The 23779-nt window shown below is 69.6% G+C and carries 25 protein-coding genes; 12 read left to right on the top strand and 13 right to left on the bottom strand.

Going from position 1 to position 23779, the window contains the following annotated elements; genetic code table 11:
• From AC5LXK_RS28965 to AC5LXK_RS28975, 3 genes are all read right to left on the bottom strand, one after another.
• Nucleotides 1–1842 carry an Hsp70 family protein gene (locus AC5LXK_RS28965; RefSeq protein ID WP_493392073.1) on the bottom strand — a complete coding sequence of 614 codons (1842 nt, stop codon included), beginning with the start codon at nt 1840–1842 and terminating at the stop codon, nt 1–3.
• On the bottom strand, nt 1839–2429 hold the full coding sequence (locus AC5LXK_RS28970; protein ID WP_493392074.1) for a DUF2760 domain-containing protein: 591 nt from the start codon (nt 2427–2429) through the stop codon (nt 1839–1841). Before AC5LXK_RS28970 ends, AC5LXK_RS28965 begins: the two co-directional genes overlap by 4 nt.
• 251 nt (nt 2430–2680) lie before the next feature.
• Nucleotides 2681–3121 carry an RrF2 family transcriptional regulator gene (locus tag AC5LXK_RS28975; protein WP_493385165.1) on the bottom strand — a complete coding sequence of 147 codons (441 nt, stop codon included), beginning with the start codon at nt 3119–3121 and terminating at the stop codon, nt 2681–2683.
• A gap of 140 nt (nt 3122–3261) precedes the next feature.
• Here AC5LXK_RS28975 and AC5LXK_RS28980 point away from each other — a divergent pair, with 140 nt between their 5' ends.
• A complete protein-coding gene (locus AC5LXK_RS28980) occupies nt 3262–4176 on the top strand; it encodes an NAD(P)/FAD-dependent oxidoreductase (protein WP_493392075.1) in 915 nt (304 codons plus the stop codon).
• A gap of 19 nt (nt 4177–4195) precedes the next feature.
• Here AC5LXK_RS28980 and AC5LXK_RS28985 read toward each other — a convergent pair whose 3' ends face one another.
• From AC5LXK_RS28985 to AC5LXK_RS28995, 3 genes are all read right to left on the bottom strand, one after another.
• A complete protein-coding gene (locus AC5LXK_RS28985; RefSeq protein WP_493392076.1) occupies nt 4196–5641 on the bottom strand; it encodes an MFS transporter in 1446 nt (481 codons plus the stop codon).
• Between the two features lie 15 nt (nt 5642–5656).
• Nucleotides 5657–6802 (bottom strand): iron-containing alcohol dehydrogenase PsrA, encoded by a 1146-nt coding sequence (gene psrA / locus AC5LXK_RS28990; protein WP_493392077.1) that lies wholly within the window; start codon nt 6800–6802, stop codon nt 5657–5659.
• A gap of 242 nt (nt 6803–7044) precedes the next feature.
• Nucleotides 7045–7923, bottom strand: coding sequence for a LysR substrate-binding domain-containing protein (locus AC5LXK_RS28995; RefSeq protein WP_493392078.1), 879 nt, complete (start codon nt 7921–7923; stop codon nt 7045–7047).
• Nucleotides 7924–8073: 150 nt separating this feature from the next.
• On the opposite strand from AC5LXK_RS28995, the gene AC5LXK_RS29000 reads away from it, so the two are divergent.
• From AC5LXK_RS29000 to AC5LXK_RS29015, 4 genes are all read left to right on the top strand, one after another.
• A complete protein-coding gene (locus AC5LXK_RS29000) occupies nt 8074–9033 on the top strand; it encodes a LysR family transcriptional regulator (RefSeq protein WP_493392079.1) in 960 nt (319 codons plus the stop codon).
• Between the two features lie 127 nt (nt 9034–9160).
• Nucleotides 9161–10291: a DSD1 family PLP-dependent enzyme gene (locus AC5LXK_RS29005; protein ID WP_493392080.1), complete on the top strand. Its 1131-nt coding sequence runs from the start codon at nt 9161–9163 to the stop codon at nt 10289–10291.
• Between the two features lie 108 nt (nt 10292–10399).
• On the top strand, nt 10400–11371 hold the full coding sequence (locus tag AC5LXK_RS29010) for an ornithine cyclodeaminase family protein (RefSeq protein ID WP_493392081.1): 972 nt from the start codon (nt 10400–10402) through the stop codon (nt 11369–11371).
• 23 nt (nt 11372–11394) lie between these two features.
• The gene (locus AC5LXK_RS29015) at nt 11395–12114 is read left to right on the top strand and encodes an HAD family hydrolase (protein ID WP_493392082.1); all 720 of its coding nucleotides are present in this window, start codon (nt 11395–11397) and stop codon (nt 12112–12114) included.
• 36 nt (nt 12115–12150) lie between these two features.
• Here AC5LXK_RS29015 and AC5LXK_RS29020 read toward each other — a convergent pair whose 3' ends face one another.
• Both AC5LXK_RS29020 and AC5LXK_RS29025 read right to left on the bottom strand, forming a co-directional pair.
• A complete protein-coding gene (locus tag AC5LXK_RS29020) occupies nt 12151–12768 on the bottom strand; it encodes a glutathione S-transferase family protein (RefSeq protein WP_493392083.1) in 618 nt (205 codons plus the stop codon).
• Between the two features lie 88 nt (nt 12769–12856).
• Nucleotides 12857–13225 (bottom strand): hypothetical protein, encoded by a 369-nt coding sequence (locus AC5LXK_RS29025; RefSeq protein ID WP_493392084.1) that lies wholly within the window; start codon nt 13223–13225, stop codon nt 12857–12859.
• A gap of 81 nt (nt 13226–13306) precedes the next feature.
• On the opposite strand from AC5LXK_RS29025, the gene AC5LXK_RS29030 reads away from it, so the two are divergent.
• The gene (locus tag AC5LXK_RS29030) at nt 13307–13774 is read left to right on the top strand and encodes a MarR family winged helix-turn-helix transcriptional regulator (protein WP_493392085.1); all 468 of its coding nucleotides are present in this window, start codon (nt 13307–13309) and stop codon (nt 13772–13774) included.
• Between the two features lie 30 nt (nt 13775–13804).
• On the opposite strand, the gene AC5LXK_RS29035 is transcribed toward AC5LXK_RS29030, so the two are convergent.
• The gene (locus AC5LXK_RS29035; protein WP_493392086.1) at nt 13805–14398 is read right to left on the bottom strand and encodes a TetR/AcrR family transcriptional regulator; all 594 of its coding nucleotides are present in this window, start codon (nt 14396–14398) and stop codon (nt 13805–13807) included.
• A 118-nt stretch (nt 14399–14516) separates the two neighbouring features.
• On the opposite strand from AC5LXK_RS29035, the gene AC5LXK_RS29040 reads away from it, so the two are divergent.
• Nucleotides 14517–15572: a saccharopine dehydrogenase family protein gene (locus AC5LXK_RS29040; RefSeq protein WP_493392087.1), complete on the top strand. Its 1056-nt coding sequence runs from the start codon at nt 14517–14519 to the stop codon at nt 15570–15572.
• Entirely contained in the window at nt 15559–16320 is a 762-nt protein-coding gene (locus AC5LXK_RS29045; protein WP_493392088.1) for an isocitrate lyase/PEP mutase family protein, read from the top strand. The genes AC5LXK_RS29040 and AC5LXK_RS29045 overlap by 14 nt, the downstream gene beginning before the upstream one ends.
• Nucleotides 16321–16457: 137 nt before the next feature.
• Here the strand turns inward: AC5LXK_RS29045 and AC5LXK_RS29050 are convergent, their stop codons facing one another.
• Nucleotides 16458–17357 (bottom strand): LysR family transcriptional regulator, encoded by a 900-nt coding sequence (locus AC5LXK_RS29050; protein ID WP_493392089.1) that lies wholly within the window; start codon nt 17355–17357, stop codon nt 16458–16460.
• 95 nt (nt 17358–17452) lie between these two features.
• Between AC5LXK_RS29050 and AC5LXK_RS29055 the strand changes: the two genes are divergently transcribed.
• Entirely contained in the window at nt 17453–18331 is an 879-nt protein-coding gene (locus AC5LXK_RS29055) for an aldo/keto reductase family oxidoreductase (RefSeq protein ID WP_493392090.1), read from the top strand.
• A 42-nt stretch (nt 18332–18373) separates the two neighbouring features.
• On the opposite strand, the gene AC5LXK_RS29060 is transcribed toward AC5LXK_RS29055, so the two are convergent.
• Nucleotides 18374–19576, bottom strand: coding sequence for an MFS transporter (locus AC5LXK_RS29060; RefSeq protein ID WP_493392091.1), 1203 nt, complete (start codon nt 19574–19576; stop codon nt 18374–18376).
• Between the two features lie 70 nt (nt 19577–19646).
• Here AC5LXK_RS29060 and AC5LXK_RS29065 point away from each other — a divergent pair, with 70 nt between their 5' ends.
• A complete protein-coding gene (locus AC5LXK_RS29065; RefSeq protein WP_493392092.1) occupies nt 19647–20696 on the top strand; it encodes an AraC family transcriptional regulator in 1050 nt (349 codons plus the stop codon).
• A 36-nt stretch (nt 20697–20732) separates the two neighbouring features.
• Here the strand turns inward: AC5LXK_RS29065 and AC5LXK_RS29070 are convergent, their stop codons facing one another.
• Entirely contained in the window at nt 20733–20927 is a 195-nt protein-coding gene (locus AC5LXK_RS29070) for a hypothetical protein (RefSeq protein ID WP_493392093.1), read from the bottom strand.
• A gap of 54 nt (nt 20928–20981) precedes the next feature.
• Complete coding sequence (locus AC5LXK_RS29075; protein WP_493394079.1) at nt 20982–22880, bottom strand: DUF3857 domain-containing transglutaminase family protein; 1899 nt, start codon at nt 22878–22880, stop codon at nt 20982–20984.
• A gap of 356 nt (nt 22881–23236) precedes the next feature.
• Here AC5LXK_RS29075 and AC5LXK_RS29080 point away from each other — a divergent pair, with 356 nt between their 5' ends.
• Nucleotides 23237–23422 carry a hypothetical protein gene (locus tag AC5LXK_RS29080; protein WP_175845554.1) on the top strand — a complete coding sequence of 62 codons (186 nt, stop codon included), beginning with the start codon at nt 23237–23239 and terminating at the stop codon, nt 23420–23422.
• 76 nt (nt 23423–23498) lie between these two features.
• Nucleotides 23499–23774 (top strand): hypothetical protein, encoded by a 276-nt coding sequence (locus AC5LXK_RS29085; RefSeq protein ID WP_493392094.1) that lies wholly within the window; start codon nt 23499–23501, stop codon nt 23772–23774.
• Nucleotides 23775–23779: the final 5 nt, after the last annotated feature.

The raw sequence follows: 23779 nt of genomic DNA on the forward strand, positions 1-23779 counted from the left end.
TCAGGCGGCGCCGCGCACGTCGAACTCGACCTTCCAGCACTCGTTCGTGCCGCTCGGGATCGCCTCGAGTTCGAGCGTGCCGGCTTCGGTCACGCGCGCATGCAGCTTCACCGGCACGACTTCGCCGACGGTGCGGCCTTCGGCGGGCAGCGTCGCCTGGATTTCTTCCAGCTCCTGCAGCTCTTCCGGCGACCAGTAGTCGAGCAGCGTGCCGACCTGGTCCTGGCGGCGCACCGACGAACCGAAGAAGCGGAACTGCACCGGTTCGCCGACGACGAGGCCGAACTCCTGCGGCGGCAGCGCCGCGTCCGAACCCTCTTCCATCCCGAACGGCGCGACGCACAGCGCCTGCACCGGCGGTTCGAGCCCCGGCACCGCGGGCATCGCCGATTCGATCGCGACGTAGTACGCACGCGCCGTGCCGCCGCGAATACGCACGCCACGGCCGCGCTTCACGTAGCCGTAGTACGCCGCGCCGCGCGCGACCGCGAGATCGAGATCCGCGCCTTCGAGCAGGCGGGCGGGCGGCGCGCCTTCGGCGGCCAGCCAGCTGTTGAGCGTATCGAGCACGCGCTGCGTGAGCAGCGTCGACTTGAACACGCCGCCGTTGAACAGCACCGCGGTCGGATGCAGGAACGTCGCGCCCTGCGGCAGCGTGCGCTGCACGCCTTCGAGCGAATCGAGCGCCGCGACCTGGCGGCCGAGGAACGCCGCGAGATGGCGCGTGATGCCCGCGTCCTGCGCATACGGCAGGCCAAGCTGCGTCAGGCCGACCCGCGCGCGGCTCACCGGGCGCGCGGCCGCTTCGACTTGCGGGAAGAAACCTTCGAGGATCGTCTGCGTGAGTTCGGCGCGCGTGAGTTCCGTGCGGATCGAGCCGCCGATCAGCTTCGAGCCGCGGCTCGGCACGACGAGCGGCACCGCGTCGGCCGTCGGGTCGGACAGCAGCGTTTCCTTCGCAGCACGGCACGCGTACGTCAGCGCGCGCAGCTGCCACGGATCGGCCTGCGTGCCCTGCTGCGCGAGCTTGCGTGCGACCACGTGCGCAAGCGCGAGATCCATGTTGTCGCCGCCGAGCAGGATGTGCTCGCCGACCGCCACGCGATGCAGTTCGAGATTGCCCTCACGCTCGACCACCGCGATCAGCGACAGGTCGGTCGTGCCGCCGCCGACGTCGACGCACAGGATCAGGTCGCCGACCTGCACCTGCTTGCGCCAGCCGCCCTGGCTCTTCTGGATCCAGCTGTACAGCGCGGCCTGCGGCTCCTCGAGCAGCGTCATCCGCGAATAGCCGGCGGCGCGGGCCGCCTCGGCCGTCAGCTCGCGCGCGGCCGGGTCGAACGACGCGGGGATCGTGACCGTCACGTCCTGGTCGGCGAACGGCGCGTCGGGATGCGCGTGGTCCCACGCTTCGCGCAGGTGGGTCAGGTAGCGGATCGAGCTTTCCAGCGGCGACACGCGCGACACTTCCGGCGGCGCATCGCTCGGCAGGATCGCCGCGCGGCGATCGACGCCCGGGTGGCACAGCCAGCTCTTCGCGCTCGACACGAGGCGGATCGGCGTGCCGGCGCCGCGCGTGCGCGCCATCTCGCCGACCGCGAAGGCGCGCGACGCCGTCCACGGCAGCGTCAAGTCGCCCTGCGTCAGTTCGCTTTCATGCGGCAGGTAGAGGAACGACGGCAGCAGGTCGCGCGATTCCAGCGCGCCGGGTGCGGTCAACTGCGCGATCGGCAGCACCTGCTGCGTGATCTTTTCGCCGTCGCTCGCGGCGCTGTCGACATACGACAGCGCGCAGTGGGTCGTCCCGAGGTCGATACCGATCGAATAGCGCGGATCGCTCACAGTTCCACCTCCGCCGGTGCGACTACCGAGGCGTCGTGGCTGCCCGTCAGCTTCGGCAGGCGCACGTCGGCCACGCGCCAGCCGCGATGGCTGACCGTGCCCGTGAACGGCGCGGAGCCGACCACGTTGCCGGTCACGCGCACGGCCGTCGCGTCGAAGCCGGCCGGCAGCGTCACGCGGCTGCCTTCGGCTTCGTCGCGCACCGGCACGATCGTGAAGTGTTCGCGCAGCGCGGCGCGGCAGCCGTCGTGCACGAGGCGTGCGGCGGCGCCGATGTCGGCGTCACCGTAGCCGGCGATGTCTTCCTCGACGAAATCGATGAAGCGCGCATCGCGCTGCAGCAGGCCGAGCAATTGCAGCGCGGCTTGCGGGCTCGCTTCGCGCAGTTCGGGCGCCGGCGCTTTCACGGGCGCGGGTGCCGGCGCGACGGGCGCGGCAGCCGGGGCCGGGGTCGGCGCGACCGGTGCCGGGGCGCCGTCGCGCACGCGCAGCACGCCGGCCGCGAACTCGCGGTTGCCGAGCACGGAGAAGAACGTGCCGACGGCCAGCGACAGCCGGCCGAAGAAGGACAGGTTGGATTCGGGCATGGGGTCTGGACTCCTGTGGGCTCGCGACACGGCGAGCGTTTCTTGCCTGGGCGCCCGGCGGCGGCGTGCGGCATGCGCACGGGCGCCGCCCGGCGCGTGATTCGGTCGCGCCCTCGCGGGTGCGGAAAACCCGTATTTTGCCCTGTGGCGGGCAAACCGGGCGGAAGTTGGGGGACAGAACATCGCGACGCGGCGGTTTCGGCCGCGCCGGATCGCGTGCCGGGCGCGATCGACTGCGATGCTGCGCTGCGTCAGCGCGGCTTGCGCAGCCGGGCCGCCTTCGCCTCGAAATCGCGCGACAGCATGCCGAGCGTGACTTCGCCGAAGCGTGCCAGCAGCGATGCTTCGGCATCCTTCAGCGTCGCCGACAGGTGCGCGTTGACGGCCTGTTCGACCAGGCATTCGGGCTCGTCCTCGGGCACCAGGTCGGAGAACAGCGGCGGCTCGCCCACCGCGCGATAGACGTCGAGCAGCGTGATGTCGTCGAGCGCGACGCTCAACGCCCAGCCGCCGCCGTGCCCCTTCTCCGACTGCACGTAGCCGCAATCGCGCAAACCGCCGAGCAGGCGCCGCACGACGACCGGGTTCGTGCACAGCATCGTCGCGATCGTCTCGGACGTCAGCGGGCCGTCGGCCTGGTCCATGTGGATCAGCGCATGCAGCATGCGCGACAAACGACTGTCGGTTCTCACCAGCGGGACTCCCCTCTCTCGAAACTTCTGAAGTTGCATGAATGATACCATCGCCCTATCATGTAACTTCTCGTGTTTCATGAGTTGGCCGCCAGCGGAGCACGTGTGTCATTCACGCAGGTTCAGACAGGAGTTGATGGATGGATACCCACCATGAAGTGATCGTGATCGGCGGCAGCTTTGCGGGGCTGTCGGCCGCGATGCAGCTCGCGCGGGCGCGCCGCCGCGTGCTCGTGATCGACGCCGGCCGGCCGCGCAACCGCTTTGCCGAACACGCGCACGGTTTCTTCGGCCAGGACGGCAAGCCGCCCGCGCAGATCGTCGCGGAGGCGACCGCGCAGCTCGCCGCGTACCCGACCGTGCAGCGAATCGACGGCGAAGCGCGCGCGGCCGAGCGCGACGCGGACGGCCGCTTTCACGTGACGCTGGCCGACGGCAGCCGTGCCAGCGCCGACCGGCTGATTCTCGCGACCGGCATCCGCGACGCGCTGCCCGCGCTGCCGGGGCTCGCCGAACGCTGGGGCGTCAGCGTGCTGCATTGTCCGTACTGCCACGGATACGAAGTGAGCGGCAAGCGGCTCGGCGTGCTCGCCACGCATCCGCTGTCGGTCCACCAGGCGATCCTGATTCCGGACTGGGGCCCGACGACGTGGTTCACGCAGGGGGTGGTCGAAGCGAACGAGGAAGAAGCCGCGCTGCTCGCCGCGCGCGGTGTGCGCATCGAGCGCTCGCCGGTCGTCGGGATCCTCGGCGATGCGCCGCGTATCGACGCGCTGCGGCTCGCCGACGGGCAGGTCGTGCCGGTCGATGCGCTGTTCATCGGCGCGCGCACCGAGATGGCGAGCGATCTCGCGCAGCAGCTCGGCTGCGCGTTCGACGAAGGGCCGCTCGGCACCGCGATTCGCGTCGATACGTGGAAGCAGACGAGCATCGCCGGCGTGTATGCGGCCGGCGATGCGTCGAGCCTGATGACCAACGCGACGTTCGCGTCGGCTTCGGGCGTGGCGGCCGGCGTGGGCGCCCACCGGTCGCTGATCTTCGGGCTGCACGCGTAGGCGGGCGTGCGGCCGGACGTCACGCCGTGCGCGGCGCGGCGTCCACCGCCGGCTGCAGGCCGGCTTCCGTGCTGCACTCCTCCAGCGAAATCCGCCGCGTCTCGCGCCCGTTGAGCCACCACAGGCCCGCCGCGAGCGGCCCCGGCAGCGCGAGCACCAGCAGCACGACCAGCGCGGCCGACGGCGAGCCGGACATCGCATAGACGTTCGTCAGCATCAGCGGCGCGATCACCGCGCCGAGCCGGCCGATCGCGACCGACACGCCGAGCCCGGTCGCGCGAATCCGCGTCGGCAGGATCTCGGACGACACGACGTAGCCCGAGATGTACGCCCACGTGACACCGAACTGGATCAGGCAGTAGCCGAGCACCATGCCGGGCAGTGCGTGCATCGCGTAGATGAACACGATCGCCGCGACGGTGAACGTGTAGCTCGCGAACAGCGACGCGCGCCGCCCCCACGCCTCGACGAGCAGCGCCGCGACGATGCCGCCCGCGAGCGCCGCCGCGTTGCCGATCATGTAGTAGATCGGCATGTCGGTCGACTGCACCTTCATGTACGGCAGGATCACGAGCGCCATCAGCGACAGCACGCCGTACACGACGGCCGCCTGCGAGAAGTTCAGCGCACCGGCCAGCGCGCAGCGCGCGCGGTACGCGCCGAACAGCTCGCCGACGTTGCGCCAGAACGCGGGCGCCTGGTGTGCGAAACGGGTCGGCGCGTAACGCTTCGCGAGCTGCGTGCGATCGCCCTGCGCACGCGGATCGCGCGCCGCGCTCGCGACGACCTGCTCGACGATCGCTTCGGCTTCCGCCACGCGCCCCTGCTGGATCAGCCAGCGCGGCGACTCCGGAATCACGCGGCGGATCCAGAAGAACACCAGCGCCATCGTCGTGCCGAGGCCGAAGCCCACGCGCCACGCCCACTCGGCCGGCAACTGGTTCAGCACGAGATACGACACCGCCGCCGACAGCAGCGCGCCGACCGGAAAGCCCGACAGGATCAGCGCATCGGTGCGGCCGCGATGGCGCTTCGGGATGAATTCGCCCATCGTCGCGGTCACCGCCGAGTATTCGCCGCCGACGGCCAGCGCCGTCATCGCGCGGAAGAACAGGAACGACTCGTAGTTCCACGACAGTACGGTCGCGACGCTGAAGAACGCGTACCAGAGCAGCGTCGCGAGGAACAGGCGCTTGCGGCCGTAGCGGTCGGCGAGGTAGCCGAACGCGATCGCGCCGACCAGCATCCCGAACACCCAGATGCTGACCGCGAGCGAGCCCTGCGCGGCATTCAGGTGCCAGTGCGACTTGAGCACGCCGAACACGCTGCCGATGATGTTGGTTTCGAACGAATCGAGCGCCCAGCCGACGCCGAGCGCGACCAGCATCAGTGTGTGGAAGCGTGTCCACGGCAGGTTGTCGAGACGCGTGAGTGCGTCCGTTTCGATCGGGTGAGACGGTTTCATGATGGAGGCTCCTCGTCAGTGAAGCGCCCGCTCGGGCTGCTCCGGGCTGAAGTCGAAATGCGGAAAGCGCGCGCGCGTGCCGATGAAGTTGCGACCGCGTGCGCCGTCGAATGCGTGGTCCACGATCCGCGCCCATTCGTGCGCGTCGATCCCGTACGCGGCCGGGTGGTGCGCGACGCCGAGCGCATCGAGCAGCGCGACGAGCTGCGCGGGGGCGGATGCCGTCTCGCCGAAGATCTCGCGCAGCGCGGCGTCGCACGCGGCGTCGACGCCGAGCGCCGCCTGCATCACGGCCGGCAGGCAGAACGAGCAGGCGATGCCGTGCGCGACGCCGCGCGTCAGCGTGATCGCGTAGGAAATGTTGTGCGCGAGCGCGGTGTGCGTATTCGAGAACGCGAGCCCCGCGCGCAGCGCGCCGAGCGCCATGTCGCTGCGCGCGTCGAGATCGTCGGGATGCGCGTTCACGCGCGCGAGGCCGCGCATCAGTTCGCGCGCCGCCTGCACCGCGAGGCCACGCGTGACGGGGTTCGCATGGATGTTCCAGATGCTCTCGAGCGCGTGCGACAGCGCGTCGAGGCCGCTCGCGAGCGTCGGCTGCATCGGCAGGCCGACCATCAGGCGCGGATCGACGATCACCGTTTCCGGATAGAGATCGGGCCGCGACAGCGACAGCTTGCGCGCGTTGTGCGGATCCCAGACGGTCGCCCAGTGCGTCACTTCGCTGCCGGTGCCGGCCGTGGTCGGGATCGCGACGATCGGCAGCGCGGGCCGCGCGGCGGCGTCATCGCCCGCGGCGCCGGCGTCACCGTAAAGGATGCGCAGCACGCGGTCGAAGTCGCCGTGTTCGGCGGCCAGCACTTTCGCCGAATCGATCACCGAGCCGCCGCCGAGCGCGATCAGCACGTCGGGCTTGCACGGCAATGCAGCGAGTTGATCGCACGCCCGCCGCAGCATCGGCACCGACGGGTTCGCCTCGACGCAGTCGATCCGCGTGAGCGCCGGCCCGAGCTGCGCTTCGACGCGGTCGGCGATCTGCGCGAACACGGCGTCGGGATACGTGACGATCGCGTAGCTACGGCCGGCGAGCGCGTCGTTCAGGTCGGCCAGCGCGTCGACGCCGAAGCGGATCCGGACGGGATTGTGGAAACGCCAGTCGCTCATGCCGCCGCTCCCGCGCGACACGGCGTGCGATGCGCTTGCACGGCCAGATAATGTGCATGACGAATCAAATGGAAAGGCCAGTCTGCAGCGGAATTCATGCTCGCACCTGAATGGAATGGGATTGAGCAGCAGGTTAGGCATCCGCGATGACGCGCTCATGATCGAAAATCCCGGTCATCGGCTATGGATCGACCGAATTTTTCGATGGATCGCAGTGGGGCCGACGCCCGACAACGCCGCCGTCACGCATCGAGCGGCCGGCACCGCGCGACCGCGTCGAAGAACGACGCGACCAGCCGGCTGTCGCGCCGCTCGCTCAGGCAGCACACGTGGATATGGGTTTCGACCGGGTCGCCGTCGATACGCAACGGCCGCAGCCGCTCGTCGGGTACGTATTCGGCCTTCGACACGGTGCCGACGCCGAGCCCGCGTGCGACGGCCTCGCGCAGCGCCTCGCGGCTGCCGATGTCCATCGCGATGCGCGGCGTCAGGCCGGCCGCCTCCATCGCGTCCTCGAGCGCGCGGCGCGTCGTCGAGCCCGGTTCGCGCATCAGCAGCGGTTCGCCGGCCAGTTCCTGCAGCGTGATCGCGTCGCGTTTCGCGAACGGATGCGTCGCGCGCACGAACGCAATCACCGGAAAGCTCGCATAGCGCTGCGTGAAATAGCGTGCGTCCTCGACGAATGCGCGGGCCACCACGCCGACATCGCACACGTACTGGTCGAGATCGCGCAGCACGGTTTCCGAATTGCCGAGCGCGACCGACAGGTGCATGTGCGGATGAATCGCGTGATACGCCTCGATCATCTCCGTCACGTGAAACGGGCCGACCGCGCCGATCTTCAGCGAGCCGCGCTGCAATGCGCCGCTGTCGCGCAGCAGCGCGGCCGCGTCGCTTTCGTCGCTGCAGATGCGGCGCGCGATCGGCAGGAATTCGAGGCCGACCGCCGACAGCTCGACGCGACGGCCGCGCCGGTGGAACAGCTCGACGCCGTGTTCGTGTTCGAGGGTCTGGATCTGCGACGTGATCGTCGTCTGGCTGGTGGACAGCGCACGCGCGGCCGCCGTGAAGCCGCCGTGCTGGACGACGGCGATGAAGCTGCGAAGCTGGGTGAGGGTCATGACGGGCTGGCGGTCGATCGATCGGGAAATTCGTGCCGAATGCCGGATGGCATCGGGAAATTCAATGTATCGATCGAATGTGACAAGCGCGTTCCGGCGCGCCCGCGCCGACCCTCGTACCCATGGATTCGGCGCGTGATGTGCGGTTTAATGCCTGACACCATTTGCATTAAGAGGCATGAAATGCTCGACCTCGACGACCTGCGGCTCGTTCGCGCGATCGGCACGTCGCGCTCGCTCGCTTCCGCCGCGCGCCTGCTCGATCTCACGCCGCCCGCCGTCACGATCCGCCTGCAGCGCATGGAAGCGCGCCTGAACGCGCGGCTCGCCGTGCGGCAGCCGAAAGGGATTGCGCTGACCGACGAGGGACAGCGGCTGTACCAGGAAGCCGTCGGCATTCTCGAGCGCGTGGAGGCGCTGCCCGTCAGCATCGCGGGCGACCACGGCGACGTGCAGGGCACGCTGCGTGTCGTCGCCCCGCTCGGCTTCGGCCGCCAGTACGTCGCGCGGATCGTGCGCGACGTGCAGCGCGCCCACCCGAAGCTCGAAATCTCGCTGCACCTGTCGGAGAGCCCGTTGACCAGCGCGGCCGGAGCCGACGTGGTCGTTCACGTCGGCAGCCTCAAGTCGTCTTCGTGGATCGGCTATCCGCTCGCGCCCAACGAACGCTTCCTGTGCGCGAGCCCCGCGTACGCGCGGCGCATCAAGGACCTGAATCATCCGTCCGACCTCGCGCGATACGACTGCCTGTGCCTGCGCGAGAACGACGAGGACATCCCGCGCTGGCGCTTCTCGCCCGGCAGCGACGTCAAGGGCGAGTCGCAACGGTCCACCGTCATTCGCGTGTCGGGCGCGCTGTCGTCGAACGACGGCACCGTCATCACCGAATGGGCGCTGGCCGGGCTCGGGATCGTCGAGCGCTCGGAGTGGGACGTCGCGCCGCTGCTTGCGAGCGGCAAGCTCGTCCGGTTGCTGCCCGGCTGGCACCTGCCGCCCGCGCCGGTGACGGCGCTGCTGCCGTCGCGCACCGGCCGCTCCGCGCGGCAGCGGGTCTTTCTCGACGCCGCGCGGCGGTTTCTCGATCCGCCGCCGTGGCGTACCCAGGCATGAGCCGCGCGGCAGCCGGGCGATTCAGCAGATTAAATCGTGCTTAATGGCAGATTAGCGTTGCGTTAAACACGGTGCGCGCCATTCGTCCTACAGTGTCCGCCTCGGCAACCTCGCCATCGAGCACATCGTGGACCTTCAAACCCTCAACACCCCGGCCGCATTGATCGACGTCGGCCGCATGCATCGCAACATCGCACGCATGCAGGCCCGCCTGGACGCGCTCGGCGTCCGCTTCCGACCGCACGTCAAGACCACCAAGTGCCGGCACGTCGTCGACGTGCAGATCGCGGCGGGCGCGCAAGGGATCACGGTCTCGACGCTCAAGGAAGCCGGGCAGTTCTTCGCCGGCGGCATTCGCGACATCGTCTACGCGGTCGGCATGGTGCCGGCCAAACTCGGCCAGGCGCTCGCGCTGCGCCGGCAGGGCTGCGACCTGAAGATCGTCGCCGACAGCCTGCAGGCCGCACACGCGATCGCCGCATTCGGGCACGAGCACGGCGAACGCTTCGACGTGTGGATCGAGGTCGACGTCGACGGCCACCGCTCGGGCATCCCGTCCGAGGCCGGCCTGCTGATCGACGTCGGCCGCGCGCTGGTCGACGGCGGGATGGTGCTCGGCGGCGTGCTGGCCCACGCGGGTTCCAGCTACGAATACGACACGCACAACGCGCTGATCGCGATCGCCGAACAGGAGCGCAGCCGCACCGTGCGGGCTGCCGAGCGCCTGCGGGCCGCCGGGCTGCGCTGCCCGGTCGTGAGTATCGGGTCGACCCCCACCGCGCTGGCGGCGGAACGGCTCGACGGCGTGACCGAGGTACGCGCCGGCGTGTACGCGATGTTCGACCTCATGATGCACAACATCGGCGTGTGCGGACTGTCCGACATTGCGTTGTCGGTGCTGACCACCGTGATCGGCCATCAGGAAGAAAAAGGCTGGGCGATCGTCGATGCGGGCTGGATGGCGATGAGCCGCGACCGCGGCACGCAGCGCCAGGCGCACGATTTCGGCTACGGGCAGGTCTGCACCGAAGCCGGCGACGTGCTCGGCGACTACGTGATGAGCGCCGCCAACCAGGAGCACGGGATCGTGTCGCACACGGGCTCGCCCGACACGGGCATCGCGCAGCGGTTTCCGATCGGCACGCGGCTGCGCATCCTGCCGAATCATGCGTGCGCGACCGGCGCGCAACACCCCGAATACCAGGCCATCGACGCGGAAGGCACCGTACACGCGTGGCCGCGCTTCTACGGGTGGTGAACGTAACCCGGTGTCAATGCCGCGCCACCGCGCATTGACTATTTATCCAAATCTGGACAAAATTTAAACAACTTCGATTCGTCTCGCGCCGCCAAGGCGCTCCCGACCATGCCGACAGACGCCCGACTCCTGCTCCTCGACCGCGATGCCATCGCGCCCGCCCTTCAAGCCGGGCAGGTGATGGCGGCGGTCCGCGAAGCGTTCGTGCTGCACAGTCAACGGGCCGGACGCGTGTTCCCGGTGGTGCGCGAAAAGCTGCACACCGGCGGCGTGTTCGGCATCAAGTCGGGCGACGTCGCCAGCCAGGATCTGCTCGGCTTCAAGGCGGCCGGGTTCTGGCCCGGCAACCGGCGCGTCGGCGGCGAGCCGCATCAGGCCACCGTCGCGCTGTTCGATCCGGCAACGGGCCGCCCGCTGTGCATCATGGACGGCAACGCGATCACCACCGCGCGAACCGGCGCGGCAGGCGGCCTCGGGCTGCAACAGCTCGCCCGGCCCGACAGCACGCGGATCTGCGTGTTCGGCACGGGCGTGCAGGCGCGCGTCCAGCTCGACTACGCGCTGAGCCTGCTGTCGCAGCGGTGCACGGTGCAGTACGTGAACGTCAGCGGCGAGCCGGACCCCGCGTTCGAATCGGCCTTCGTCGATCGATGCACGATCGGCGTGGCGCGCGACCGGAACGACGCGGTGGCCGGCAGCGACGTGGTGATCACGGCAACGCCCGGCGGCGGTGCGTTGTTCGACGCCGATGCCGTGCAACCGGGCACCCATCTGACCTGCGTGGGCGCCGATACCGCCGGCAAGCGCGAGCTGCCGGCCGGCGTGCTGGAACGTGCGCGCATTTTCGTGGACGATCACGACCAGGCGCGCAGCATCGGCGAGTGCCAGTGGGCGCCGGATTTGCCGCGCACGGAAATCGGCGACATCCTCGCCGGTACGGTGCCGGTCGGCCGCGCCGCGCACGAGATCACCGTGTTCGACATGACCGGGCTCGCGCTTCAGGACCTGACGGTCGCGCGCTTCCTGTATCGTCATGCCCTCGACCACGGCACCGGCACCTCCGTTCCGTGGCCCTGGTAAACGACTTCCCGCTTTCAACCGCCATGCGTCTCGCCAAAGTATCCGCCCTCTCGTTCGACCTCGACGACACCCTGTGGCCGTTCGGGCCATCCGTCGTGCGGGCCGAGGCGATGCTTCGCGCATGGCTGGTCGAACATGCGCCCAATACCGCGAGCGTGCTGCCTACGCCGCAGGCACTGGGCGAACTGCGTGAGGAATACGAACGGTTGCAGCCGGACCTCGCCGGCGATTTTCGCGCAATGAGAATCGGATCGATCCGGCTCGCGCTGGAGCGCGCGAACGAAGATGTCGCGCTGACCGATCGGGCATACGACGTCTTCTATGCGGCGCGGAACCGCGTCGAATTCTACGAAGATGCATTGCCGGCGCTGGCGTGGCTGAGCGCCCGCTTTCCGCTGATCGCGGTCACCAACGGCAACGCGGATCTCCGGCTCACCGGCGGCGGCGAATTCTTCCGCACGACGCTCAGCGCGCGGGCATTCGGCTTCGCGAAGCCGGAACCCGAGATCTTCCATGCGGCGGCGGACGCACTCGGCGTGCGTCCGGCCGAATTGCTGCACGTCGGCGACGACTTCCACCTCGACATCGTCGGCGCACTGAATGCGGGGCTTCAGGCCGCGTGGGTCGTTCGCGACCCTCGGCCGGAAGAAGCACACGCCCCGCATGCCGCAACGCCGCACCTCACGCTGCGCGACCTGTCGATGCTGTGTCGCGCACTCGGCGGCCCCGACGACGTGTCGTGACCGCAGCCGGGCGCGGCGCATGCGTTCATCGCGCCGTCACGCCGCCTTGCGTGCGTCCGCGATCCGCTGCGGCGCCTTCGGCCGCGCATACAGCCGCTCGAGATACGCACGCAGGTGCTGGAACGGTTCGATCAGGTGACATTCGCTTGCCCAGTCGATCAGGTAGACCGTCACGCAATCGGCCACCGTCAGCGCGTCGCCGACGATGAATTCGCGCCCTTCGAGATGCTTGTCGAGAATCGCGGCCATCGTCGCGAAATCCTCGCGCGCCAGCTCGATATCGGCCGGCGAACGCTTCTCCGGCGGATAGATGAACGAGTGCCGCGTGATCCGCCACAGCGGCTGCTCCAGCTCCGTCACCGCGAACATGACCCACCGGTAGGCCTCCGCACGCAGCGCCGGATCGGCGGGCAGCAACCCTTTTTCCGGGTACTTGTCCGCGAGATACAGCACGATGGCGGCCGACTCGGGAATCACGAGGTCGCCGTCCACCAGCACGGGCACCTTGCCCGCCGGGTTGAGGCGCAGGAACTCGGGCCGCCGGTGCTCGCCCTCGAGCAGGTTGACCGACACGAATTCGAAATCCGCATCCAGTTCCTTCAGCCCCCACAGCGCGCGTTGCGAACGCGTGCCGGCAAATCCGTAAAGCTTCATCGCCAGTCTCCATCCAGAATGTCGGGAAAAAATCCGCGGCGGGCCACGGCGCATCGGTGCGACGCGCGGTGCCCGCGTCATGCATCGCTCACGCGCCGGGAATCGCCAGCACCGGCATCACGTCGACCGACACGCCCGGGAACAGCGTGAAATGCGGATGGCCTTCGAACAGCGCGGCCGCTGCATCGTGGGACGCCGCGCGCACGACGGTAAAGCCGCTCAGTGCATTGGTCGTGTCCTGGATGCCGCCTGCATCAATGGTCTTGGTCTTGCCGAGCGGCCCGCCCATCTCGACGATCGCGTCGCGATGGCGGTCGACCCACGCATGCCAGGCGGCAATGCCGTCCCGCTCGCGCGTGCGCCGCTCTTCCTCCGGAAGCGCCAGCCACGCCTTCATGGCCGGGCTGTCCTTGCTCCCGAGAAATACGGCGAGATACAACTGCTGTTGCGCACTCATGCCTTCTCCTCCGATGACGGGCGCGGCGGGCTGCCGCGCCTCGACCTTGACAAGATAGGTTGATATCAACACAATTGCAACATGGCACGAAAAGAAAAGCTTCCTTTCGAAACGACGCTAATGGTGCGCGATTGCTGCCTGTGCCTGCACATGCAGCGCGCGGCGCGCAATCTTGCGCGCATCTTCGACGATGTGCTGCGCCCGCTGGATCTCACCAACGGCCAGTTTTCGCTGCTGATGTCGTTGAACCGGCCGCACCCGGCCCCGATGAAATCGGTCGCGTCGCTGCTCGCGATGGACCGCACCACGCTCACCGCCGCGCTCAAGCCGCTCGAGCGGCGCGGCCTCGTCACGATCATCCAGGACCCGGACGACCGGCGCAGCCGCCTGCTCGAACTGACGCCGGCCGGCCACGACCTGCTGGCCGACGCGTTCCCGCTGTGGCAGCAGGCGCATGCGGAAATCGAACAGCCTTTCGCGCCGGGAGAAGTCGATCAGTTGCGCGGCCAGTTGCGCGCGCTGTCGGTCGATCCGGGGGCGCGGGACTGAACCGGCACGCGGCACGCCGCCGCGTGGCGCTTACTTCCGGCCCTTCTTCGGCAACAGCAGTTGCGCGAATTCCTGCAGGAAGCGCACGGGCCCGTACGCGTGCAGCGCCTGCCCGCTGCTCAGCGCGCCGTCGACGACGGTCGCGAGCCGCAGCGCGAAGGTTTCCGGTTCGTCGATCCGCAGCGCGCCCGCCAGTTCCGTCAGCCGGCGCCGCAGTTCCCGCTTGTGCGCGACGGCGACCTTGCGGGCCGGATGGTTGTCGTCCGAGTACTCGGCGGCGATGTTGATCTGCGGGCAACCGCGATAGCCGGGCCGCGCGACGCGCTCGCCGAGCCATTGCAGCTGCGCATCCAGCTCCTCGCGCGGCTCGCGCCGGTATTGCGCGGCCACCGCATCCCAATGCGCCCAGAAATCGGCGTCCTCGCGCAGCAGGAACGCCTCGATCAGGTCGTCCTTCGTTGCGAAGTGACGATAGAGGCTCGTCTTCGCGACCCCCGCCTGCGCGACGATCAGGTCCACGCCGACCGCGCGCGTGCCTTCCCGGTAGAACAGTTCGCTGGCCGTCTGCAGAATGCGCTCGCGCGTATCGGGCGCGCTCCCGTGTGTTTCCGTTCCTTTTTTCATTCCAACCCGGCCGTACTGGCCGCCCTTCCCGCCACAGTGGTTACGATCATAGCATTGCATGCTTGACGACGCTACAGGTCTGTACTATAAAACAGACCGTTCTGTAGCGGAGTTGATCATGGAAGATCGGATGACGGTTGCAGTCTATGGCGCCACGGGTCACACCGGGCGATTTGTCCTCGCGGAGCTGGCCCGGCGCGGCCTCCATGCGATCCGCATCGGCCGCGATGCCGCCCGGCTCGCGGACAGCGGCGGCGACGCGACCGCCGCGCGGGTCGCCGCGGTCGACGATCCGGCCGCGCTCGATGCCGCGCTGCGCGGTGCGCACGCGGTGATCAACTGCGCGGGCCCCTACCTCGATACCGCGCTGCCGCTGGCCGAAGCGGCGCTGCGGGCCGGCATCCCTTATCTCGACCTCACGGCCGAGCAGCCGTCGGTGCTGGCGCTGGCCGAACAGCTCGATGCCCGTGCACGCGCGGCGGGCGTGGCCATCGTGCCCGCCGCGGCGTTCTACGGCGGCCTGGCCGACCTGCTCGTCACAGCCGTCGTCGACCGGGACCGGCCGATCGACCGCGTCGACATCGCGACCGGCCTCGACAGCTGGCATCCGACGCGCGGCACGCGCGTGACGGGCGAACGCAATCATGCGGTGCGGCTCGTGCAGAAGGACGGCAAGCCGACGCCGGTGCCGTCGACCGCACGCGAACGCACCTGGCCGTTCCCGCAGCCGATCGGCAGCGCCGACGTGACGCTGCTGCCGTTTTCCGAAGTGATGACGCTGTCGCGTCATCTGCGCATCGATACGATCGACTCGTGGCTCGCGACGCTCGCGCTGCGCGACGTGCGCGATGCCGCCACGCCGCCGCCCGCGCCGACCGACGCGCTGGGCCGCTCGGCGCAGCAGTTCGCGATGGACGCGATCGTCGTGCAGGACGGCACGACGCATCGTGCGACGGCGTCGGGGCGCGACATCTATGCGGTGAGCGCACCGATCATCGTGGAAGCCGCCGTGCGCCTGATGACCGGCGATACGCTAGTGCCGGGCGGCGTACGCAGCCTCGGCGAATTGTTCGACGCGCGCGATTTCCTCGCGGCGCTCGATTCGGTGGCAGTATCGTTCGGCACGACAACCGACCCGGTTTTCACAAGGAGGAGTGAGCATGAGCAGCAATGAGAAAGGCGCGTATTTCCGGTCGCTTCACCGCGCGGGCCAGCCGCTGGCGCTGTTCAACGTGTGGGATGCCGGCAGTGCGCGCACGGTCGCCGACGCGGGCGCCGTCGCACTGGCGACCGGCAGCTGGTCGGTCGCGGTGGCCAACGGTTTCGTCGACGGCGAGCAGATGCCGCGCGCGCTGATGATGGAGGTGCTCGAGCGGATCACGCGCGCGACGGACCTGCCCGTCACCGTCGATCTCGAAAGCGGATACGGCGAGCGGCCGGAAGAGGTCGGCGACACGATCACGCTGAGCATCCAGGCCGGCGCGATCGGCTGCAACCTCGAGGACAGCTTTCCGGCAACGGGCGAACTGCGCGACGTCGACGCCGCGGCGGCCCGGATCGCCGCGGCACGGCAGGCGGCCGATCGCGCGGGCGCCGACTACTTCATCAACGCGCGCACCGACGTGTTCTTCAAGGCAGCCGCCGATACGCACGACGAACGATTGCTCGACGCGACGCTGGCGCGCGCCCGCGCGTATGCGGCAGCCGGTGCCGACGGCCTGTTCGTGCCGGGCCTCCGCTCGCCGGCGCTCATTCGCGCGCTGACGGCCGCGTCGCCGCTGCCCGTGAACGTGATGCGCGTATCGGAAACGCCGACGCTGGCGGAATTCGCGGAATACGGCGTGGCGCGCATCAGCCACGGGCCCTATCCGTACCTGCAGGCGATGAAGACGCTGGCTTCGATGGTCAAGCAAGGCGGCTAGCCGGCTCACGGGACGGCGAACGACGCGTGCAGCGCGAATCGGTCGGCCGCGCGACCGACGCACGCCACCGGCAGTTGCTCGACGCGCACGCGCCGGCGCGCTGAGCGGCGGGCCCGCGCATCGCCCGCCCGCCACGTTCAGGATGCCTTGATGAAATCGACGAACGCGCGCAGGGCCGGCGGCACGAGGCGGTGCCCCGGATAATAGAGAAACGGGCCTGAAAACGGCCGCCACCACGGCTCGAGCACGCGTTCGAGCGCGCCGCTCTCCAGATGCGGGCGCAGCCAGTCTTCGAAGAGATACACGATGCCCGTGCCGTCGATCGCCGCCTCGACCAGCAGGTCCACCGCGCCGCCGATCTGCACCAGCAGCGGCCCGGCGGCCGGCTCAATCCGCACGACCTCGCCGTCGCGCTCGTATTCCCATGGCGGCATCGCCCCGCTCGCGAAGCGCCCGCGCAGGCAACGATGGCCGAGCAGGTCGCGCGGATGCCGCGGCCGGCCATGACGGTCGAGATAGCCGGGGGCCGCCGCGGTCGCGAACCGCTGGATGCGCGGACCGATCGGCACCGCGATCATGTCCTGCTCGAGCCGATCGTCGTAGCGGATACCCGCGTCGCATCCGGCCGCCAGCATGTCGACGAAATTTTCGTCGGCAATCACTTCCAGCCGGATTTCCGGGTACGCATCGAGAAAGCGCGGCACGATCGCGGGCAGCACGAGCCGCGACGCGCTGAGCGGCACGTTGAGCTTCAGCGTGCCCGCCGGCCGGCCCCGGAATTCGTCGATGCCGTCGAGCGCCGCCGCCACTTCGGTCAACGCGGGCCCGAGACGCGCGAGCAGGCGCTCGCCGGCTTCGGTCGGCACGACGCTGCGCGTCGTGCGGTGCAACAGCCGGACCGCGAGCCGCGCCTCCAGCCGGCGCACGGCCTCGCTCAGCCCCGACGCACTGAGGCCCGTCACACGGGCGGCGTCACGGAACCCGCCGGCGCGCGCCACGGCCATGAACGCATTCAGATCACCCAGATCGACTTGCATTGTTCGCCTTTTCGTACAACCCGTGCGGATTATGACGACTTATCGCGCAGGCGGCCACGGCCTATGCTCGGCACATTCATCACAGGAGCACAGTCATGTCCGACATCCGCCACACCTCCGCCTTCCGGCTCGGCGATCGCAACGTCAAACGAATCGGCTACGGCGCGATGCAGCTCGCGGGGCCCCGCGTGTTCGGGCCGCCGAAGGACCGCGACGCGGCCTTGAACGTCTTGCGCGAAGCCGTCGCGTCCGGCGTCGACCATATCGACACCAGCGACTTCTACGGCCCGCACGTCACCAACCGGTTGATCCGCGAGGCGCTGCATCCGTATCGCGACGATCTCGTGATCGTCACGAAGATCGGCGCGCGTCGCGATGACGACGCATCGTGGCTGCCCGCGTTCGCGCCCGACGAACTCGAACGGGCCGTGCACGACAACCTGCGCCACCTCGGGCTCGATGTGCTCGACGTCGTCAACCTGCGCATCATGTTCGACACGCACGGGCCGGCCGAAGGGTCGATCGAGGCGCCGCTGGCCGCGCTCGCCGAACTGCAGCGGCGCGGGCTCGTGCGCCACATCGGCCTGAGCAACGTCACGCCCGCGCAGGTCGCGCAAGGCCGGCGGATCTGCGACATCGTCTGCGTGCAGAACCACTACAACATCGCGCATCGCGGCGACGATGCGCTGATCGACGCGCTGGCCCGCGACGGCATCGCATACGTGCCGTACTTTCCGCTCGGCGGTTTCTCGCCGCTGCAGTCGTCGACGCTGTCCGGCGTGGCAGCACGCGTCGGCGCGACACCGATGCAGGTCGCGCTGGCATGGCTGCTGCACCGCGCGCCGAATCTGCTGCTGATTCCGGGCACGTCGTCGGTCGCGCATCTGCGCGAGAATCTCGCGGCGGCCGACCTCGACCTGCCGGAAGACGCACGCGAGGAACTCGACCGTATCGCGCACGCGCACGCCGCCTGACGGACGGCCGTGCAGGCCCGCGCGATGCGGGCCTCCGGCCGGTTACGACATCGCCACGCCGACCCGCTTCGGCACGCCCGTCACGATCGTCGCGACCGCCACGGCCAGCACGACGGCCGCCGCGACGAACACGCCGGCCGCGCCGTTCGCGTCGAACACGACGCCGCCGGCCGCAGCCCCCGTCGCGATCGCGAGCTGGATCGCCGCGACGATCAGCCCGCCCGCGCTCTCGGCCTCGTCGGGCACGGTGCGCGTGACCCACGTCGACCAGGCAACCGGCACGCCGCCGAACGCCATCCCCCACAACGCGACGAGCACCGCGTCGATCATCGGCGCGCGGCCGAGCGCGACGAGCGCGACACCGAGCACGACCATCAATGCAGGCATGCCGATCAGCATCGGCCGCAGCCGGTGTTCGAGCACACGGCCCGCGAGCGACGTGCCGACGAAGTTCGCGATGCCGTAGCCGAGCAGGATCGCCGACAGCCCGTTCACGCCGACGCCCGCGACCTGTTCGAGGAACGGCCGCAGATACGTGAAGAACGCGAAATGCCCGGTGAACACGAGGATCGTCGCGAACATCCCGAGGCCGACGGTCGGCCGGCGCAGCACGTCGACCAGCGTACGCAGCCGCGTCGTGCCGCTCGGCGGCATCGACGGCAGCGTGAGCACCTGCGACACGAACGCGATGGCGCCGAGCACGGCCGCGATCAGGAACACGTTGCGCCAGCCGATCAGGTGGCCGAAGTAGCTGCCCATCGGCGCGGACGCGATCGTCGCGACCGCCACGCCGCTGAAGATGATCGACAGCGCGCGCGGCACCATCGCCGTCGGCACGAGCCGCATCGCGGTGGCCGTCGCCATCGTCCAGAAGCCGCCGAGCGCGATGCCGAGCACCACGCGGCCGACCAGCAGCATCGCCAGGTTCGGCGCGAACGCAACCGCCAGGTTCGATGCGACGAGCAGCACCGAGAACACGAGCAGCACGCGCCGCCGGTCGATCGTGCGCGTCAGCGCCGAGATCAGCAGGCTCGTGACGAGCGCAACCGTCGCGGTGGCCGTGACGGCCTGCCCGGCCACGCCTTCGGTCACGCCGAGGCTGTCGGCCATCGGCGTCAGCAGGCTCGCCGGCAGGAATTCGGCCGTGACGAGCCCGAACACGCCGAGCGTCATCGCGAATACCGCGCCCCAGGCCGGTTCGCGGGGGGCCGCCGTCGAGGCGGCCGAGGAGATTCCGGGATTCATGCGTGGTTCCGTGTCGGTAAGGGAAAGTACTGATGAGGGCGTATCGTAAGGAACCACGTCAGGACGGTCTATGACATACAATCCGTTCTTGTTGATCGAACGTCCGTATCTCGCCATGACCGAGCCTCTTCTGCCCCCGATTCCCGACGTGCACGACCTCGTCAGCGAGCTGCTGCTGGGGATGCGCCTGAGCGGCGTCCAGTACCGCCGCATCCAGGTTGCACGGCCGTTCGGGCTGAATTTCGGCCATGTGACGGGCCGCGCGCAGTTCCATTTCGTCGTGCGCGGGCCCGTGCTGCTGCGCGATGCATCGGGCGACACGATGCGGCTCGAGGCCGGCGACGCGATCCTGCTGCCGCACGGCGGCATGCACGCGCTGGTGTCCGATCCGGATGCGCCGTGCCGCGAGCTCAACGGCTTCGAGGTCGCGAAGATCTGCGACACGGTGGCGTCGGTAGCGTCGGCCGGCGTATCGCCGGCCACCTGTGCGACGACGGAACCCGGTGCCGGCGATGCGCTGATCTTCAGCGCGTGCATGGAGCTCGATCTCGGCGGCATGCAGCCGCTCGTCGGCACGATGCCCGAGTTCATGCACGTCGGCACGCTGCTCGCGCGCTACCCGGAAATCCGCCCGATGCTCGACGCGATGGAGCGCGAAGCGTGCACGGCGCGCGCGGGCTTCGCGGGCATCCTCGCGCGGCTCGCGGACGTGGTCGCGGCGTTCATCGTGCGCGGCTGGGTCGAGTGCGGATGCGGCGACGCGACGGGCTGGGTGCAGGCGCTGCGCGAGCCGAAGCTCGGCCGCGCGATCGTCGCGCTGCATCGCGACCCGGGCCGCAACTGGAGCGTCGCGGAACTCGCGACCGAAGCGGGCGTGTCGCGCTCCGTGTTCGCCGAGCGTTTTCTCGCGGCGACCGGGATGACGCCCGTGCGCTACCTGACCGAGCTGCGGATGCGGCTCGCCGCGCAGTGGATCACCCGCGACGGCGAGTCGATCGAAGCCGTCGCGTACCGGCTCGGCTACGGTTCGCTGGCCGCGTTCAGCCGCGCGTTCAAGCGCGTGGTCGGCAAGCCGCCGGGCGCGGTGCGCGCGGACGGCGAGGTGCGCGTCGAAGCGTAACGCGTGACATGTGGCGCCGGCCGCGGACGCCCGGCGTCACTTCCGCACTCGGCCGCTGCGTGCTTCGAACGTGTCGACCCATGCGGTCGCACACTGCACCGCAAGCGCCGCGCACTGTTGCACGTTCACCGTCGCAGCGGTGGCCACCGCGCCCTGCACGCTCCGGCCCGGCCATTCCTTCGAGCGCCCGGCGATCTCGTCATCCCGCTCCGCCGTGACGCCCTCGTGCATGTCGGCCGGTTCCGGCCATTCGCCCGCGCGGGGCGAACATCGCGCCCGCGCCGCTCAACGCGGCTTCGCCCGCACGACGATCTGCGCCTGCGTGTCGCGCTCGATGCGTTCGAGCGACGCACGCAGCGCGGTGAACTCGTCCGGCGTGCACACCTGACGGCCGAAATCCGCCTTCATCCGCCGCGTGACCTGCACGACGCGCGCGGCCGCATCGAACACGTAATGCGACGTGAAATCGACGAAGCGGTCGTGCACGGTCGCATCGGCCGGCAGGTCGGTTACAACGACGTCCGCCGGCAGCGCGATCTGGCCGGTCTCGTCGAACGTGCCGCCGAGGCAGCCCCACGGCTGCGTGCGCACGGGTTCGGCCAGCCAGCTCTCGACCTGCGTCGCGATGCCGCCCGTGAGGCTCGACAGCGCGGGCAACGCGGTCGTGCCGTCGGGCCACACGAAGTGATCGAGCGTGCCGGTGAGCGTCACGTCGAACGGCCCGTCGGTCACGCGCCGGTCGCTGGTCGACAGTTGCGCGCGGCCGCGCAGCCCGCTTTGCCGCAGGCGTTCGGTCGCGAGTTGCCCGATGCGGTCGTGCGGCGCGCGGCGAAACAGGTTGCGTTCGAGTTCGGCCGTCCAGCCCTGGTCCTCGACGTACGCCTGCAACCGCGCGGCGCCGGGCTGCGACGCATCGATCGAGATCCGCGCGATGCGGCCGCGCGGCTGCGTGGCCGGCGTGCGCGACAGCACGCCCGTATCGACCAGCAGCGCGGGGCGATCCATCACGATCGGCGGCAGGTAGCCGAACGCGATGCCGGCCGTCGTCGTGTCCGCGTAGAGCCCGAGATCGGGCAGCCACGTGATCGCGTGATTGATCGCGCCGCCGCCGTAACCGGGCACCGACGGCAGCGTGTACACGGAACCCAGATTGATCAGCACCGGTTCGCTGCGGATGCCGACCGCCGCGAGCAATGCGCCGAACAGCGCGACATGGTCCTTGCAGTCGCCGTAGCGGTTGCGCAGGATGTCCGTCACGCGATGCGGCGCGGCGGCCGTTTCGCCGAGAAACAATCCGACGTAGCGGATGTTCGCCTGCACCCAGTCGTACAGGACGCGCGCCTTGTCGCGCGGATCGGCGGCATCCGCCGCAAGCGCGCGCGCCAGCTGCACGACGGCCGGATCGCTCACGGTCGGGTCGACGGCCGCGTTGCGGTAGCGCGCGGCGAACGCCGCATAGTCGGGCAGCGTCGACACGACGAGCCGGTCGCCGTAGGTCGGGTAGCCCACCGCGCCGCTCTCGATGCGGTCGTACGGGCCGTGCCGATAGTCGAATTCGTAGCGCGTGCGGCCGTTCGCCGTGACGGGCGGCAGCGCGACGTAGCCGCGCGCGTCCGCGTACAGCGGCATGTCGGCCGGCACGTCGAAGATCAGCCGCTGGCTGTCGACGGGCTCGCGCGACGGCTCGACGTAGTAGCCGAAGTAGCCGCGGTTGACGGGCTTCGTGCGCGTCTTGCGGAACGCGACGCGCGTGCTCGACCCGGCTTCGACGCCGGGGAACACGACGGTGCGCAACAACCCGTCCTGGAACGTCGGCGCGCCGGCCGAGCGCGGTTCCTGCACGTCGCGGATGCCGTCCGCGCCGACCGGATGCGCGACGCCGTCGCGATCGATCGTCTCGGCCGCGAGCAGCTCGACCTTCTCGAGATTCTTGTCGAACCACACGTAGCGCTGCGCGATCGCATCGATGCCGTTCGCGTCGTTCGCGCGCAGCGTCGAATCGTCGTGCTCGTCGAGCGAGCCGTCGTGCTGGATCACGAATTCATGGACGTCGCTGACGAGCGTGACGGGCGCTTGGTCGCCCGGGTCGGGTGAGTTGCGCGTATCGGCCATAGCGGTGCCCGCGCCGAGCACAACCGCGCATGCGACCAGGCAACCGGTCCATCGGGAAGGAAAACGCACCACGTCGAGACTCTCCGCGCGTTCGTTACCAGGCGTCGGGAACATGCGCCGCTGCGGCAGGCCGTACCCGCATGACGCGCGCATGACAGGCCACCCGCCGCGCGGCCATCGTGCGACCCAGTGTGGGTGACGTGCCGGCGAGCGTCAAGCCGCGCGGCCGAAGCCCTGGGCGCGCCAACGCAAAGGTCGCGAGCGCCGCCACGCCGGCCTGTCGCCAGGACGCAACCCGGGCGGGACAGGATCGATTTTTATATCACGTTGTGATATATAATTCAGTCAGGACCATCCGTGCATGCAACCTCGGTGGCACGCGCAAAGCGCCGCCCGATGCGACACACGGAGATGGCAAGGGAGACATCATGCTGATCAACAACGATTTCGAAATCGGCTACCTCGTGATCGCGTTCGCACTGCTGGGCGTGATCCTGTTCGGCGCGCTGCTGACGGCGCTGCATCTCGAACGGTGGCATCCGAAACTCGTCGGCGCCGCACTCGGCGCGCTGCTCGGCATCGCGCTGATCGAAGCGATGCCGTTGCTCACGTGAACACGCCCCGGCGCCCGTTCGTCCGGCCACCCGCCACGCGGGGCCGGAACGGCCGGCGTGCAGCGTGGAGACCGTGATGACGTCGCCGCTCTGCCTGACCTATCGCCAGTGCGCGATCCGCGCGGTCGCGCTCGTCGATCCGGTGGCCGGCGAAGGGCTCGAGCTCGGCGCGCTGTACCAGCCGCTCGCCGTCGTGTACTGGCGCGATGCGTGCGGCTGCCACGAAACGCACCTGCTCGACCCGAAGCACCACGTCTTCCGCAACGACTCGGACGCGCTCCGGATCTCGATCGCGCTGGCCAAGCGCTTCATCGACGCGCAACTCGCCGGCGCCGCGATGCCAGCCGGCTGACGGCG

This window comes from Burkholderia pulmonis, assembly GCF_984667975.1.

Coding starts and splice junctions, on each gene's coding strand:
- AC5LXK_RS28995 (WP_493392078.1), bottom strand. CDS start 7,923: ATGACCCTCACCCAGCTTCGCAGCTTCATCGCCGTCGTCCAGCACGGC.
- AC5LXK_RS28970 (WP_493392074.1), bottom strand. CDS start 2,429: ATGCCCGAATCCAACCTGTCCTTCTTCGGCCGGCTGTCGCTGGCCGTC.
- AC5LXK_RS29040 (WP_493392087.1), top strand. CDS start 14,517: ATGGAAGATCGGATGACGGTTGCAGTCTATGGCGCCACGGGTCACACC.
- AC5LXK_RS29060 (WP_493392091.1), bottom strand. CDS start 19,576: ATGAATCCCGGAATCTCCTCGGCCGCCTCGACGGCGGCCCCCCGCGAA.
- AC5LXK_RS29010 (WP_493392081.1), top strand. CDS start 10,400: ATGCCGACAGACGCCCGACTCCTGCTCCTCGACCGCGATGCCATCGCG.
- AC5LXK_RS28985 (WP_493392076.1), bottom strand. CDS start 5,641: ATGAAACCGTCTCACCCGATCGAAACGGACGCACTCACGCGTCTCGAC.
- AC5LXK_RS28980 (WP_493392075.1), top strand. CDS start 3,262: ATGGATACCCACCATGAAGTGATCGTGATCGGCGGCAGCTTTGCGGGG.
- AC5LXK_RS29030 (WP_493392085.1), top strand. CDS start 13,307: ATGGCACGAAAAGAAAAGCTTCCTTTCGAAACGACGCTAATGGTGCGC.
- AC5LXK_RS29050 (WP_493392089.1), bottom strand. CDS start 17,357: ATGCAAGTCGATCTGGGTGATCTGAATGCGTTCATGGCCGTGGCGCGC.
- AC5LXK_RS29020 (WP_493392083.1), bottom strand. CDS start 12,768: ATGAAGCTTTACGGATTTGCCGGCACGCGTTCGCAACGCGCGCTGTGG.
- AC5LXK_RS29085 (WP_493392094.1), top strand. CDS start 23,499: ATGACGTCGCCGCTCTGCCTGACCTATCGCCAGTGCGCGATCCGCGCG.
- AC5LXK_RS29070 (WP_493392093.1), bottom strand. CDS start 20,927: ATGCACGAGGGCGTCACGGCGGAGCGGGATGACGAGATCGCCGGGCGC.
- AC5LXK_RS29000 (WP_493392079.1), top strand. CDS start 8,074: ATGCCTGACACCATTTGCATTAAGAGGCATGAAATGCTCGACCTCGAC.
- AC5LXK_RS29035 (WP_493392086.1), bottom strand. CDS start 14,398: ATGAAAAAAGGAACGGAAACACACGGGAGCGCGCCCGATACGCGCGAG.
- AC5LXK_RS29015 (WP_493392082.1), top strand. CDS start 11,395: ATGCGTCTCGCCAAAGTATCCGCCCTCTCGTTCGACCTCGACGACACC.
- AC5LXK_RS29055 (WP_493392090.1), top strand. CDS start 17,453: ATGTCCGACATCCGCCACACCTCCGCCTTCCGGCTCGGCGATCGCAAC.
- AC5LXK_RS29045 (WP_493392088.1), top strand. CDS start 15,559: ATGAGCAGCAATGAGAAAGGCGCGTATTTCCGGTCGCTTCACCGCGCG.
- AC5LXK_RS29080 (WP_175845554.1), top strand. CDS start 23,237: ATGCTGATCAACAACGATTTCGAAATCGGCTACCTCGTGATCGCGTTC.
- AC5LXK_RS29025 (WP_493392084.1), bottom strand. CDS start 13,225: ATGAGTGCGCAACAGCAGTTGTATCTCGCCGTATTTCTCGGGAGCAAG.
- AC5LXK_RS29065 (WP_493392092.1), top strand. CDS start 19,647: ATGACATACAATCCGTTCTTGTTGATCGAACGTCCGTATCTCGCCATG.
- psrA (WP_493392077.1), bottom strand. CDS start 6,802: ATGAGCGACTGGCGTTTCCACAATCCCGTCCGGATCCGCTTCGGCGTC.